Below are 14,608 nucleotides of genomic sequence, written 5' to 3' on the forward strand. Positions count from 1 at the left end.
TCAGACTTATAAATAACCGGGTGCTGGTTTCATGCCAAAGCTGACCAAACCTGCATTCTGTAAAGTGGCATCGCCCATAAAGGCATGCTGCGTCACCACATTGGTGTCATTGACAAAGCGGCTAAATGGATTGTGGGTATAAATCGCAGTCATGCCTGCCAGCATCTGGATTTTGCGAGTGACACGGGCACAAACTCGTGCCACATGAGTACAAGACAAACGCATGTCACTGATTTGTTCTGCAGTTGGCGTACGTCCTGCAAGCACTTCATTCCAGACAATCTGCATGGTGTCGTAGAACCACACACGTGCAGCCTTAAACTCTGCTTCGACTTGGGCAAATTCATATTGGGTTACAGGTCGGCTGGCAATTTCCGCACCACCAGTAATTGAAGACTTGCCCGGTGCCAGTTTTTGAAATTCTTCGATCGCTGCGGCAGCAACACCAATCCCGACCACGGTTAAGACCTGAGTGGCTAAAGACAAAGATGGATATTTAAAAAATGGCTCAGGCAGTTTAGAAGGTTCACCACGAACAAAAGTCCACTCCTTCGCGACTAGCACATCTTTCACCACCAAATCATGGCTGCCTGTACCTTTCAGACCGACCGTGTCCCAGGTCATGTCGATTTGAGCTTTATTGGCTGGCATCACTGCCATGCGCGGTAAACCTTGGGCTTCGTTGTCCTTTTGTGGTGAAATCCCGACACCGACAATATCTGCGCCCATACAACCACTGGAAAACTTCCAACGTCCACTCACCACCACACCATCATCCGTAATTTCCGCAGGTTGTGGAGGGAAAATGCCACCAGCGAACACAATGTCTGGACTGTCTTTATACAGTTGCGCAAGCGTTGCTTCAGGCAAACTGCCCAAATAGGCCGGACTCATACCAAAACTTGCCACCCAACCGACTGAGCCATCTGCTTTAGAGAGTTGTTCAATCAATTCACAAAACTGTTTCGGTGACCATTCATTGCCACCAAAACGTTTCGGCACCAAAGCACGGTAAACGCCAATCTGTTTGAGTTTTTCAATGATATCCTGACTGACATAAGCTTGGTTATCGAACTCCCCTGTGCAGGCACGTTCACGAATTTCTTGACACAAGCGCTCTAATTCCGTTGTGGTTGTGCCCATGACAAATTCCTTTATCGATAAGTTATTCATTCCCTCATTCCTTTTCGGTTATTGCGCTGCACTCACGATATATTTCGCAACAGCACATAAATATTCATCGGCATTGTGTTTCGCCACGATTTGTAAGCCCATAGGTAATCCTTCACTCGTTTGTAGTGGGATTGAAATCGCAGGGTGTCCAGAAAGATTAAAAGGTCGAACCAGACCAGTAAGATTTAAAAAAGCCACAGTATTTTCAGCATCAGCAACTTTAGGTGGAATCTGCGGTAAGGTTGGTAAGATCAAGGCATCGTAATGAGTCAGTAAGGCATCAAGCTCGGCGGTAAAATCTGCTTTCACCTGCTCCGCCTGTTTGACTTGGGCCAATGTGGTGTCGGCTGCTTTCAGCAAGCGCCCATTGACGTCAGTACCCAGCAAGCCTGTTTCAGTCAACTCACCGTAGGCTTGCCAATTTTCGTAATTAATGATCTGCATCCCTGCATTAAAAGCAGCTTCAAAGCCTTTCAAAGTCACAGCTGATACTGTCAGATTGGCTTGAGTCAGAAAATGCTGGATCGTATCAATGACGACTGAATCAGCAACGACATTGAGCCACGCCAGTTTCGGTACCTGAGTCAATTCAGTAGATTGATGGAAAGTGGGATCAATGATTTGCATGGCGGTTTCAATCATCTTGACTGAATTTGCAAAAGGGCCAACGCAATCCAATGAACTTGTTGCTGGATGTACACCTGCACGGCTGACACGGCCAAAGGTCGGTTTTAAACCGTAAACCCCACAACATGCTGCGGGCATACGAATCGAACCACCGGTATCCGTGCCTAAAGTAAAATCAGCTAGGCCTGCCGCAACTGCTGCTGCTGAACCACTTGAAGAACCGCCTGGAATAAGCTCAGGATATTTCGGATTAAGTGCCGTACCAAAGGCATGGTTAATCCCTGTGATCCCAAAAGCCAATTCATGCAGATTGGTCTTTGCCGTAATTTGGCAATCCGCAGCGAGAATACGATTTACCACTTCCGCGTTTGTACTTGCAGGTTGGCTGTGCATTAAGGCTTTGCTGCCTGCCATGGTCTGCATACCTTGAATATCAATGGAATCTTTCACCATGACTTTCAAAGCACCTGCTCCTTTTTGTACCTCTTGTACAATAATATTCATTCACTTTTCCATGTATTTTTATACTTATTACAAATATCGGAAAAAGTAATGTAATTGTCAAGTATTTTTCATGATTAAGAACAAAGAAAATGTTTCTAATTTTTGTATAATGCTGAATGTCCATTTTTATAAAAGTAATGACTTGGCTATGCTTACTCATTTAGAACAATTTCTACCCAACAATGAACCGAGCAGCTTACAGAGCTATCCTTTTTTCTGGATCTCTCAAGTGAATGGTAAATACACACAACTTATTGAAAAATCAATTAAAAAACTAGGTATCGACAATACACGTCGTAAAATTATTTTAAGCACCAATGCGCTTGAACAAGCCAGTATTACCGAGATTGCCAACCTCTCTACCCTCAAGCTGACCACGGCAACCAAAGCCGTTTATCGCTTGGTTGAAGATGATATTGTGCAGGTGTTTTCATCCGAATCGGATGAACGTATCTCCATGGTGAAACTGACCGATAAAGGTAAAGAAATGGTTGAACAAATTAACCAGATCAGTCAGGTCACCCTATCTGGGATTCTGAATGCCTTTGATGATGCTGAACTGCATCAGTTGAATGGTCAATTAAAAAAGCTGTTTGATTTAATGCCCTCAAGCTAAAGCAACGACAAAAGCCCATGTCTATGCAGAGATGGGCAAAAGTGTGGACCAAGCTGATTACTGATTTAAAATATTAAACGGCGGTTTAAGCTGATTTGCGGTAATCCGATCTGAAAATGTCTGTAAAACCCGTTGTTTATAAGCAGCAATATCGATCTGCTGATAATTATAAAAACCCTGCTGCTCGCGTAAGCCATTGCGTTGCTGTCGCATATTCTCGGCAATAATTTCAGGCGTGCGATAACGTTCGCCTAGCTCCTTTTGTAAATATTGTGAAGCGTAATACAAAATATCGCCACCACCCCAGTCAATAAATTCCAGCAAGCCCAACACCGAAAAACGTAAACCAAACCCAGTCCGAATCGCGATATCAATATCTTCTGCGGAAGCCACACCTTCTTCTACCATCCGTGCCGCTTCATTCATTGCCAAGGCCTGAATCCGTGGCACGATATAACCCGCTTTGGCATGACACACCACAGGAACTTTGCCAATTGCCTGTAAGAAGCTTTTCAAGGTATTTACTGCCTCATCTGAAGTTTGCTCAGAACGACTTAACTCAACCAGCGGAATCAGATAGGCAGGATTGAGCCAATGCGCATTCACCACCCGTTCTGGGTGAGAAATCATGTGCGCAATATCAGTGACCAGAAAGGTTGACGTCGTCGATGCAACAATACAAGTCGGCGTAATATATTGATCCAGCCAAGTAAAAATATCTTCTTTGGCTTGCCTGAGCTCGGGTACACCTTCCATAACTAGATCACAATGGGCTAAGACTGATATTGAAGCCGTGCGACTTAGAACCTTAACCAGATCCAAAATAAAAGCTGTTTGTTCAGATTGAATAAACTGGATACTTTCCAGCAATTGCAATTCTTGTTTTAAGTCAGTTTGGACCTGAGCCTGATATTGCTCAAACTCAGCCTCCGTGCGTTGTCGGGCATCGATTAAAGCCACTTTGAGTCCAGCATAAGCAAAGGCAAGCGCAATGGCTTTACCCATACGACCAGCACCCAGTACCGTAACTTGTTGAATTGGATTCATCTTAGACTCCTTGCTGCAAGATCGCTTGCAACTCAGCCTTACTTTTATCGGCTAGCCCTAGGTTCTCAAAAGTCCGTCCTTCCTGATACAAATCCTTTCCTGTCACCGCAGAAGCAATATTCAGTAGCCCTTCTGCCACAGGTGTCGCGACACCCACCCAACGACCGACCGAAACCAGAAAGGATAATCCTAGACGCGTATCTTCCAGCATATAACGATGCGTCTGTAAGTCGATATCTTCACGCCAGTCTCCACTATCGGTTAATTTGCCATGTGCCCCACGGCCATACATCCATTCATCACCCTCACCGTCTTTATTGTAATGATCAGCTAGAGGAAAATGCGGTGCAGCATAGCCCAATGCTTCCCTTACACGCATACGCTCTGCGTCAAGCTGATTGGTGACACGGCGAATTGACGATTGTGTCCCTTCATTATGAATATCCCACGCTTCGAAATGTTCGAGTGGTCCCGCATTCATCAAAATCAACGGTGGATGAATAATCGGTCCCGCATTCATTAATGCACCACTTAAACTGTCCTCAATTGGCTCAACACTTGGGTACGCCTGTTTTAAAATTTGAAATGCATGCTCGGACAAGCTGCTTGGCAAAACCCCAGTCGGTAAACGAGTCGCATAACCACTGACCACGATCTGATTGACCCCATGCTTACGCACCAGATAAGGCAGTGTGCCTGTTTCGGCAAAAGCCACTTGAGCTGTGTTACCTGCTTCGCGCATGGCTTTGGCAAAGACAAAGCTACCGAAGGTTGCAGGCGGTAAATACACCACCTGACCCGCTTGAAAGAAAGGCGCGGCCTGCTGAGCCAAATCCAGATGCGTGGTTGCGGGTAAAGGAATAATAATCAACTGGGCATGCCGGATGGCTTTTTCTAAATGATCCGAAAGATTAATCTGGCTGTTTTTAAAGCCAACACTCACTGTGCGCTCACCCTGATAATCTTTGATTTTAAGCTCACCTGTAGCAGCCAACTGTTGCAAGGCTTCATGGTCACGACGCCATAACACTACATCGTGGCCTTTTTCCGCCATCTCTGCTGCTGCGGCATAACATCCGTGTCCGCCACCGAGTACTGTAATTTTCATTTGCTTTCCTGCTGATTAATTTTCAATTCAGCATAAAAGAGAGCACGACCTGTGGCTTATCCAAATACGCAAGCGTTATTCCATTTACGCACGCATTTGATGAACTGGCACGGCATCTTTTTTTAAAGTATGCGAAGGCAAGCAGCCATAACGTTTTTTATATAGGCTGGAAAAATGCCCAAAACTTTGGATGCCATGATCTAGTAAAATATCGGTGACAGTTTCATGAGATAGTGCTTGTTGTAAAGCCAAATGCACCCGTTCCAAGCGCTGCTCACGGATATATTCCACTGGGGTTTGCTGTAAATACTGGCTAAAACCTTTTTGCAAGGTTCGTATCGACACATCGCAATACTGGCTTAAATCAGCTAAGGAAATGGTCAGTTGTACATGTTTCTGAATGTATTGCTGTGCTCTTTTCATATAGCTTGGCAGTAGTTGTTGCCGTTGAGCATTCAACCGTTCGGTATAATTATTCGGGATTTTAAGCAAAATCAGCTCGATCAAATACTGGCTAAAACTGGCTGAAATAAAGCTCCAGTTGTGAATATTATAATAAGCATGACACAGATAATTCAGTGTTTCAATAATCGCATCGATCCCTTCCAAACTACAGGATAATGAAGAATTAAAGCGCAACGGTTCTTGGCTACGACATCCCAACATGTTGAATAATTGAGTTTCGATATCCTGTTGCGCCAATTTTAAAATAATATTACGGCAATGCTGATTGGTGATGATCTGCTGTCGGGTATGCGGATGGGTGACCGACATGATTCCTGCAGATTGCACGATCTGCTGCCGATCAAATTTGAGCTCACATTGTCCTTCCAGCGTGATTCTAAATAAATAAAAGTCAGCACTATCCTCAATGTTAATCATGACTGGCGCACTATATTTCAGATCGTACAGCGCGCCATTACCAAAGCTAAAGCCATTCAAACGCGTATTTAGAGGTTCTCGTACTTCGACATCAAAACGATGCGGGCAGAGATAGTGACTGATTTGATCTTTAATGGTTTGATAATCATTAGATTTAAATAATAAAAATTCATCCAGATAATGCAAATGATCCAGTTTAAAACTCGCTTGCATCACGTCACTCCCTTGCTAAAGATTTCACTGACAAAGCACAAAGCCCATTACGAAGAATGGGCCTGCGACATCCTCAGTGCAACATCAAATCAAGATCCATGTTCCTGCTGCATACTGTCACTAAATGCCTGACAGCCTTTTTTCAATAGGATAAAAGCCAATACACAGGAAATCGTACCCACGATCGACAAAGACATTCCGACCATCAGTGGATTTTCAAAAACTTTATCGGTAATCAAAGCCACCAATGTCGTCCCAATCCCAACCGCAACCAGATTACTGATCAATAAAAACACCGCTGAGATTTGTGCGCGTAACTGATTCGGTGCCAACATTTGCATAGCAGTCGTTGAAATCGGCATCGGGAATGAAGCAAAGAACATTGCAGGCACTAAGAACACCACGGATAACCATAACTCATTCACTTGCGTAAATACCATCATCGGAATGATCAAACCCACAATCCCAATCACACCTGTAATCATCGGCGCATCTTTACGACCTTTTTGAATAAACCAGTCATTCAGCCAACCCGCACAAAATACGCCTAGGATATTCGCCACCAGTAACACACTGCCCAGCATATAGCCCGCTTCAGTTGGGGTAAGACCAAACTTGCGCATATAGAATGCAGGCGACCAACTGATCAAGCAATACAAAGCCATTGCATAAAAAGTAAAACCTAAATAGTGACATTTGAAGGTACGACCATGCTTTTTAATAAACTTGAATGCATCCTTCATACTGGTTTTTTCTACTTGCCCCTGTGCATTGAGACGCTGACCCTTACGCTGAGGTTCTCTCACGGTGAGTAAAACCAATAGACCAATAAAGACACCAGGTAGCCCGACAATAATAAATGCCGCTTGCCATGCCTTAAGTGCACCAAAAACTGGAACCATGATGCTATCCATATTTTTGAGTAAGCCAATCACATAGCCACCGACCAGAAAAGCAATCCCGCCACCGACAAAAGAACCAATCGAATAAACCGCAACAGCACGTCCTAATTTATCCTTACTAAACATATCGCTAAACATCGAGTAAGCTGCGGGTGACAAAGCAGCTTCGCCCACACCCACGCCCATACGACTCAAAAACAGTTGCAGAAAGTTTTTACTTAACCCACAAAATGCCGTCGCAATACTCCAAAATACCACCCCGATGGCAATAATTTTTGGACGGGAGAAACGATCTGCCAGATATGCCAAGGGTAAGCCCATAAAGGCATAAAACAGAGAAAAGGCTAAACCGTGTAATAAACTAAATTGCGTGTCTGAAAGCCCGAGATCCGCTTTAATCGGCTCGATCATCAGCGCCAGTATTTGTCGATCAATAAATGAAAAGATATAGGCCAACATGCACAGTAGTACCACATACCATGCATAAAGATTTGATTGAGCTTGTTTGGGCTCAGTAGATTGCGTATCCATTTTGCTTCCTTGTCCATGCCATTTTTCTAATGCGTCTTCTTATTAGAGACAATATGAGCAGAATCCGTTTCTGCTCTGTCTTCAATAAGGTAAATCATCCTTCTCTATATTTATTATTTTTACATGGAATTTTCCATAATATTTCAGGTATAAAGTTATACCTTTTTTGCGATCTTGGCGACTTAAACGTTTGGCTAAATGATTACTTATGGTTTAAATGTTTGATATAATATAATTTTTAAAATATTGCATCAAAGTTTCCTGAATCGTGAAAAATACTGATGCTTATTTTATTTTAAAATTATATTGAATTTTACATTTATTTTTGGTTTAAAATAAAGCGAGATACTCGATTTTCAATGGAAATGAATATGGCACTTATCAAAGAACAAGCAATCGAAAGCATTCATAGCATGCATGTCCTGATTGAGAAAATTTTTAATGGAAAACATGCTGAACAAGACCTTCCCCTACTGATTAATTATTTTGCTGATCATTTTGAAATGGTCGGTGCAGCAGGAAAACGTTTTTCACTTGAAGATGTCAAAGGCTTATTTAGCAACAATCAAGGGAAAATGCCTGATATCAAAATTGAAATCTATGACGAGCAAGTCTTAATGCAAAAACAAGATGCAATTGTTCTGACCTATACCGAAAAGCACACCAAAGACACAGGTATTTTAATTCGACGCTCATGCGCTTTAATTGAAGAAATTAACGGAAAAATGGTCTGGAGCTATTTGCAAGAAACATTTTTAGCCTAAATAAATCATGTAAAAATTCTTGTAAAAACAAGAGTTTTTACATACCAAACAGATCTAAAATCGACTATAACAATGCTCTCCCTTCAAGTTTAACCCTTAGCTTAAAATCAATGAATCAGGTGCGCAGCAAATGCTGCTCTGCCCTGATATCCTGACTTCGATATCTGGATAATTATTAAAGTACAAGTATTTACATGAACCATAAATACTTATGCCATTGTTCCGCTAAAATCAAAACTGAAAAAGTGATGTCGCTGATTTCTCTCATCAGAACATATCTTCTTCCAAAGTATGATATTGACTCACTCATGTTATTGAGCAAAATCGACTGTGCGACTCAATAAAGAAATACAGGATAAATCGTTTTATGGAAAAACCTATCGAATGCCCTAAATGTGGTTCGACTGAAATTGAAACACGTAATCATGACAAATTATTGAGAACTACGGGCGGTGTATTACTGACGGCCGCAGGTACGACTGCGGGTACAGTCGGTGGTGCTGCAGGTGGTGCATCCATAGGTGCAGCAATTGGTACGGTTGCTGGACCTCTTGGTGTGATTGTCGGTGGTACGGTAGGCACTTTTGTCGGTGCAATCAGTGCAGGTGTTACGGGGGGCGTCGTTGGTAATATTTTTGGAAAAAAAGCGGGTGTGATGGTCGATAAGAATATTTTTCAGGATTATCGTTGCTTAAAGTGCAAATATCGTTTTAAACAAAAGAAATAAGCCCCCATTTATTATTCCAAATCAATTGGGGAACAGATTTTAAATCAGTTCTCCAAATGCATCTAAATCAAATCCTTGTTCAATAAGGCTGATCGGCTGTTTTACAACCTCCATTTCATGTCTAAATATAATTGATCTATATTTTTCAAACAAAAAAAATCTCAAACCCTTGGGGAAGAGAATGAGATTACGATATAGACATTCCACAGAGAAGCTTATCGCGAATGCGTTATTTATATCACCAAATACAATAAAAATGCATAACTAATCACAAAAACAATACATAACTGTCTATCTAAGACTTTCAACACCCAGCTTCAAACTAAAGCTTTAAGCATATTTTTATTTTAAACATTTACTATTTTAAATGACTGCTTTTAGGCTCTTGCATGGGACTTTCGTACGTGGTTTGAGCGATAGGCGATACACGCCAAATCACATCCCCAACATCATCAGCCACTAAAAGTGCGCCAGAAAAATCAATCGCAACGCCAACAGGTCTTCCATATGCCTCACCTTTGTCATTTAAGAAGCCAGTCAATACATCTTGTGGTTGCCCATACGGCTGACCACTTCTAAACGGCACAAAAATCACTTTATAACCACTATGCGGTTTACGATTCCATGAACCATGCTGACCAATGAATGCGCCACCTCGATACTGTGGCATTAATTCCGTTGCATAAAAGGCCAATCCTAAAGATGCAGTATGATTTCCCAAAGCATAATCAGGTTTAAGTGCACGGGCCACCATCTCAGGATTTTGTGGTTTTACTCGCGTATCGACGTGCTGACCGTAATAGCTATAGGGCCAACCATAAAATGCCCCGTCTTTGACTGAGGTCATATAGTCAGGCACTAAATCACTACCTAACTCATCACGCTCATTTACGACCGTCCAGAGCTGACCACCTTGTGGTTGCCAACCCATTCCGTTCGGATTCCGCAGTCCTGTCGCAAAAGGTCTGGCTTTGCCAGTGGCAATATCAAACTCTAAAATCTGCGCTCGACCAACTTCCTTATCCAGTCCATTCTCAGCCACATTACTATTCGACCCAACAGAGAGATATAGTTTGGTACCCTCTGGATTTGCAATCACATTCTTCGTCCAATGATGATTGAGTTTTCCTGCGGGTAGTTCCAAAACTTTCGTTCCCTGCGCCGTAATTTTTGTCGCACCATCCTGATAAGGAAAACGCATCAAGGCATCCGTATTGGCGACATAAAGTGTATTCCCCACCAAAGTCATACCAAACGGCGAATTTAAGTTTTCGAGGAAAACCGTATTTTTATCAGCAATCCCATCGCCATTGGTATCACGCAGTAAACGAATACGATTGGCACTTGGAAAAGATGCCCCTGCACGTTGCATCACCTTTTTCGCAATTTTTCCACGAATCCCTTTGCTATCATCGGGCTTAGGTGGTGCATCGGTTTCAGCTACCAACACATCACCATTTGGTAATACATAGAGCCATCTTGGATGGTCTAGCCCTTGCGCGTATGCCTGAACTTTTAAACCTTCTGCTGGCGTCGGCATCACTCCCTTCGGCCAACCTTTAGCAGGAGCAATATTAACAGTAGGCACTAAACTCGATTGAGGTTTGGGCAATACGGGTTGAGGGCCATAACTTGCTGAAATCGGATATTTAGATGCGGCGCTACAGCCTGCAAGTACGAGAACAATACTGGTTCCGAACATGAACCATTTTAGTTGAGTCGACATCGCTTACCTTATGTTTTATTTTTTCATTATCAAAAGCATAATCCGATGCAGCATTGGAATACAACGTGTTTAATCGATGAGTATTCAGGTGAAATCATCGTTTAAATAAACAATTCATCAAAACAAGAGGTCGAAACCTCTTGTTTTATCAACGCATTCTTGTTTTGAATACTAGTGATTATAGCGCAACCATGGGGTGCTATTATTCTCATCAATTACCCACGTCGAAGTTGAATTTGGATCTGAAACATCAGCAATATCCCAACCTGCAAAAGTCTGAATTTGTTGCAGTTCAGCCGTGGTTTTTCCATACCCGCCAGCACTTTGGCTTTGTCCAGAGGTCTCTTTATTCCAATAGCTATTTACATCAATCGTGATTCCGTTGGTATTGCCAATCAGTCCGCCTGTATTCGTTACGCCACTGACAGAACCAGAAGAAAAGCTATTTTCAACTTTTGGTAAGTAATTCGTTGTTCTACCTCCAAGTAATCCACCAGTAGAGTTTTGCCCAATAACATTACCCAAAGCATAGGTATTGAGAAGATGCCCTCCTTGCGTATTCCCAACTAAGCCACCCGTATATTGATATCCCTTCACATTGCCAGTTGCATAACTTGAGGACACAAGCCCTAAATTATTCAGGCCAATTAAACCGCCGACACTGGTACTTCCGTTAATCGAACCAGTGGCATAACTACGAAAAATTACACCCTCTTCAGCATTTGCCCACTTTTCATTATAGCCGACGAGGCCACCAACATTCTCGGTTCCAGTTACATTGCCTGTCGCAAAGCTATTGTTTACCCCCTGTAAATTTTTCCCGACTAAACCACCCACATCTTTTTCCCCAGTGACATGCCCCTGAGCTGAACTATTCAAAATTTCTGTGGCATTAAATCCAACTAAACCACCTACACTGTTTGTTCCCTGAACATCGCCTTGAGCAGAGCTATTTTTGATAATACTTTCAGATAAATTAAAGCCGACCAAACCGCCTGTATACTCGGTTCCAGTGACTTTCCCTGTTGCATAGCTATTTTCAATTTCAGTCTTATTCTGCAAACTTGGGAAACTATTACTGATTGAACCAACGAGACCTCCAGTTTTAGATGTCCCAATCACCTCTCCAGTAGAGTAACTATTTTTAACTTTGACAACACCATTAACTGAAGCAATTAACCCTCCTGCTGATGACAGATAGCTATCATCAGTAGCTGTTACTTTACCTGCGGCAAAGCTGTCCTCAATGGAAGCAATCGCATTGATATCACGCGTCGGATTATTGTAAACAGCCTCAAGACCAATCGAACCTACTAAGCCACCGACCGCAGATTTTCCATTCAAGTTTCCTGTGGCATTACTTTGCAAAATTTTGGTATTTCCTTGAGAAAATAATAACGAACCCACTAGACCGCCTAAGCTGTCAATGTTTCCAGAAATATTGCCTGTTGCATAACTCTGAATAATGTCATTATTTATTTGCTGCCCAACCAGTCCACCAACTGTTGAGGAGTTGCTTTGTTCTGAATGAATATTTCCCGTCGCATAACTCTCTTTAATTAAACTATAGCTTTTACCGACCAATCCACCAGCATTGGTTCCAATAAGCGGATCAGGGAGACTTAACAGGGTAATTTCACCCGTCGCATAAGAGTTCAAAATAGAAGCTGTGCTTTGTTGATGATTTTCATCTCGGTAGCCACTTACACCGATGAGTCCACCTATTCCTGAGGTTCCTTGCACTGCATTGGAACTAAATACATGTTTAACGACACCAGATTTTTGGAACCCGATCAAGCTCCCCACATTACTAGTACCGCTTACCATTCCTTCAATCGTTCCAACATCCCTCAGCGTATTTGTCGTTGCACCAAATAAACCCACTGAATAAGCATCAAAAATTGCTGGTAGCTGTGTCGGAATTTCATACAGTAGTGGACTAGGCCTGTTTATATAGAGTCCATTAACCGTATGCCCAAGTCCATGAAACTCCCCTGTAAAAGGTTTATCAATCGTTGTTTGAGTTGCAGTTATTCCACCTGGATTATTTGGATCATTCAATATCGTAACGATGATGCCAAAACTACCAATGGGATCAAAGCCTTTCCCATCATTCCAATTCACCGTATCTGATGCATCAATATTACTTCCCAGGACATAATTCCCAGTCAGGTTATTGTTCATCCCCTGCAAGGTATTGATATTGGCATCACCTTCTTCGCCTAGGTCATTGATCACAATGTAAGAACTTCCATTGATCAACAACGTCGGGGATGAACCACTAATATTAATCTTGGCACCATTATTTAAGTTGTAATCCGAGCCTGCACCATAGTTCATGGCAAGCTTGGCTTTATCTCCACTTAAGTCCAAATCACTATTAAAGTTAATATCTTTAGTTGCGGTTAGTGTCAGTGCAGTATTGGCATTCCAACTGGTTGCGTCATTGATATTAATATTGCCTTGACCTTCTGCTGTACCCATCGCATTCAAAGTGACATTGCCTTTATTTAAAGCATCACCCAAAGTGGTACTGCTGACACTACCACCAAAGAAATCGACATCGATATTTTTAGCTTTCAGTTCCCAGCCACTGGTGGTCGGCGGTAAGCTGCTGGTACTATTTCGCTGTGTCGTGATATTCGTACCAGAATTGATATTAACCTCTGCCGCAGAAGTTTTAATCTGCCCACCATTACCACCATTTGGGGCTGATGCATCTAAGGTACCGCTCACATTCACGGTACCACTGCTTAAATCACTGCCAAGCTCAATCACGCCACGAACATTATTCACCGTTTGTGCTTGGATCACCCCAACACTATTCACCACCGCATTACTTAATTCATCAATCCCTTTTGCAGTAAGGATCACTTTACCGCCATCGGCCTGAATCATTCCACCTGAGTTAATCAAGGCCTGTGCTTTACCTTGATTAATGGTGTAACCCAACAAACTACCATTATTTAAATTCAGGGTAATATCACCGCCTGCTGCCAATAATACATTACCCTGCAGTGCTTTGATCGTACCTGTCTGTTTTACTGTTGGCGCAATTAAGGCAACCGTACCGCCTGTAGGTACCGTGATTTTGCCGCGGTTCTCAACAGTTTTGTTATTGGTAGGGTTGTTAAAATTAAATAGATTGTTATTAAAATCAGCATTACTCAAGTTTAAGGTCGATGCCACTAAACCCGCGGTATTCACCTGTGAGGTACTGCCAAATAGCACCCCATTCGGGTTAATAATAAACACTTGTCCATTGGCATTTAACTGACCGTTTAAGTTGGATGCACTTGTACCTGTGACGCGGTTTAAGGTAATCGAGCTGCTATTCGGTTGCACGAAATTCACAATTTCATTGCTATTGGTCGAAAAGCTGCTCCAGTCAATTGCAGCTTTTGCGGTGGACTGGTTAATCGTGGTGGTGGTACCTGCGGTTGAAATGCTCGCTGTTCCAGAGCTAACCACGCCACCTGTTGGTCCTGCAAATACAATACTTGCACTCAGTACATTCATCGCAAAGAATGCTGCTAGTTTTGCTGTATGAGCAACTGCGGTTTTAGATTTGATTTTTGTTGTTGATTGCGTTGCAACAACGCCACCTTTGGCCTTCTCACTCACGGCTTGCCAGCAAAGATGTGTCGCATTCCAAACAATTCTATAAATTTTATTCACTTATATTTCCCCTTTGATTTTTAATATTATTTCAACTTTTTGTTGAGCGTTTTTTTTACCATATATTTTATTTTTTTGATTATCTTTTATCATTTTTCGGATAAAGCGCA

Annotated in this window: 11 protein-coding genes; 3 read left to right on the forward strand and 8 right to left on the reverse strand. The window is 42.4% G+C overall.

Going from position 1 to position 14,608, the window contains the following annotated elements; all coding sequences use genetic code 11:
• Positions 1 to 6 precede the first annotated feature (6 nt).
• Together F902_RS16605 and F902_RS16610 are read right to left on the reverse strand one after the other, a co-directional pair.
• Positions 7 to 1,173 (reverse strand): acyl-CoA dehydrogenase family protein, encoded by a 1,167-nt coding sequence (locus F902_RS16605; RefSeq protein ID WP_026057516.1) that lies wholly within the window; start codon positions 1,171 to 1,173, stop codon positions 7 to 9.
• Positions 1,174 to 1,191: 18 nt separating this feature from the next.
• Positions 1,192 to 2,304, reverse strand: coding sequence for an amidase (locus F902_RS16610; RefSeq protein WP_005205213.1), 1,113 nt, complete (start codon positions 2,302 to 2,304; stop codon positions 1,192 to 1,194).
• Between the two features lie 148 nt (positions 2,305 to 2,452).
• On the opposite strand from F902_RS16610, the gene F902_RS16615 reads away from it, so the two are divergent.
• A complete protein-coding gene (locus F902_RS16615; RefSeq protein WP_032811936.1) occupies positions 2,453 to 2,920 on the forward strand; it encodes a MarR family winged helix-turn-helix transcriptional regulator in 468 nt (155 codons plus the stop codon).
• Positions 2,921 to 2,977: 57 nt separating this feature from the next.
• Here the strand turns inward: F902_RS16615 and F902_RS16620 are convergent, their stop codons facing one another.
• From F902_RS16620 to F902_RS16635, 4 genes are all read right to left on the reverse strand, one after another.
• A complete protein-coding gene (locus F902_RS16620) occupies positions 2,978 to 3,967 on the reverse strand; it encodes a 3-hydroxybutyryl-CoA dehydrogenase (RefSeq protein ID WP_005205215.1) in 990 nt (329 codons plus the stop codon).
• Position 3,968: 1 nt separating this feature from the next.
• The gene (locus F902_RS16625) at positions 3,969 to 5,075 is read right to left on the reverse strand and encodes an NAD/NADP-dependent octopine/nopaline dehydrogenase family protein (protein ID WP_005205218.1); all 1,107 of its coding nucleotides are present in this window, start codon (positions 5,073 to 5,075) and stop codon (positions 3,969 to 3,971) included.
• Between the two features lie 84 nt (positions 5,076 to 5,159).
• Positions 5,160 to 6,170, reverse strand: coding sequence for an AraC family transcriptional regulator (locus tag F902_RS16630; protein WP_005205220.1), 1,011 nt, complete (start codon positions 6,168 to 6,170; stop codon positions 5,160 to 5,162).
• Positions 6,171 to 6,259: 89 nt separating this feature from the next.
• Positions 6,260 to 7,603: a spinster family MFS transporter gene (locus F902_RS16635; protein ID WP_005205223.1), complete on the reverse strand. Its 1,344-nt coding sequence runs from the start codon at positions 7,601 to 7,603 to the stop codon at positions 6,260 to 6,262.
• Positions 7,604 to 7,974: 371 nt separating this feature from the next.
• Here F902_RS16635 and F902_RS16640 point away from each other — a divergent pair, with 371 nt between their 5' ends.
• Both F902_RS16640 and F902_RS16645 read left to right on the forward strand, forming a co-directional pair.
• A complete protein-coding gene (locus tag F902_RS16640) occupies positions 7,975 to 8,367 on the forward strand; it encodes a hypothetical protein (protein WP_004805383.1) in 393 nt (130 codons plus the stop codon).
• Between the two features lie 367 nt (positions 8,368 to 8,734).
• Positions 8,735 to 9,094: a hypothetical protein gene (locus F902_RS16645; protein WP_004805381.1), complete on the forward strand. Its 360-nt coding sequence runs from the start codon at positions 8,735 to 8,737 to the stop codon at positions 9,092 to 9,094.
• 358 nt (positions 9,095 to 9,452) lie between these two features.
• Here the strand turns inward: F902_RS16645 and F902_RS16650 are convergent, their stop codons facing one another.
• Both F902_RS16650 and F902_RS16655 read right to left on the reverse strand, forming a co-directional pair.
• Positions 9,453 to 10,820 carry a PQQ-dependent sugar dehydrogenase gene (locus F902_RS16650; RefSeq protein ID WP_005205226.1) on the reverse strand — a complete coding sequence of 456 codons (1,368 nt, stop codon included), beginning with the start codon at positions 10,818 to 10,820 and terminating at the stop codon, positions 9,453 to 9,455.
• Positions 10,821 to 10,991: 171 nt separating this feature from the next.
• Complete coding sequence (locus F902_RS16655) at positions 10,992 to 14,498, reverse strand: two-partner secretion domain-containing protein (RefSeq protein WP_005205227.1); 3,507 nt, start codon at positions 14,496 to 14,498, stop codon at positions 10,992 to 10,994.
• Positions 14,499 to 14,608: the final 110 nt, after the last annotated feature.

Source organism: Acinetobacter higginsii, from assembly GCF_000369525.1.
GTDB lineage: Bacteria > Pseudomonadota > Gammaproteobacteria > Pseudomonadales > Moraxellaceae > Acinetobacter > Acinetobacter higginsii.

What these genes read in the sequence shown, in the direction of transcription:
- F902_RS16645 (WP_004805381.1), top strand. Translation starts at nt 8,735, where the DNA reads ATGGAAAAACCTATCGAATGCCCTAAATGTGGTTCGACTGAAATTGAA.
- F902_RS16630 (WP_005205220.1), bottom strand. Translation starts at nt 6,170, where the DNA reads ATGCAAGCGAGTTTTAAACTGGATCATTTGCATTATCTGGATGAATTT.
- F902_RS16625 (WP_005205218.1), bottom strand. Translation starts at nt 5,075, where the DNA reads ATGAAAATTACAGTACTCGGTGGCGGACACGGATGTTATGCCGCAGCA.
- F902_RS16640 (WP_004805383.1), top strand. Translation starts at nt 7,975, where the DNA reads ATGGCACTTATCAAAGAACAAGCAATCGAAAGCATTCATAGCATGCAT.
- F902_RS16610 (WP_005205213.1), bottom strand. Translation starts at nt 2,304, where the DNA reads ATGAATATTATTGTACAAGAGGTACAAAAAGGAGCAGGTGCTTTGAAA.
- F902_RS16615 (WP_032811936.1), top strand. Translation starts at nt 2,453, where the DNA reads ATGCTTACTCATTTAGAACAATTTCTACCCAACAATGAACCGAGCAGC.
- F902_RS16650 (WP_005205226.1), bottom strand. Translation starts at nt 10,820, where the DNA reads ATGTCGACTCAACTAAAATGGTTCATGTTCGGAACCAGTATTGTTCTC.
- F902_RS16635 (WP_005205223.1), bottom strand. Translation starts at nt 7,603, where the DNA reads ATGGATACGCAATCTACTGAGCCCAAACAAGCTCAATCAAATCTTTAT.
- F902_RS16620 (WP_005205215.1), bottom strand. Translation starts at nt 3,967, where the DNA reads ATGAATCCAATTCAACAAGTTACGGTACTGGGTGCTGGTCGTATGGGT.
- F902_RS16605 (WP_026057516.1), bottom strand. Translation starts at nt 1,173, where the DNA reads ATGAATAACTTATCGATAAAGGAATTTGTCATGGGCACAACCACAACG.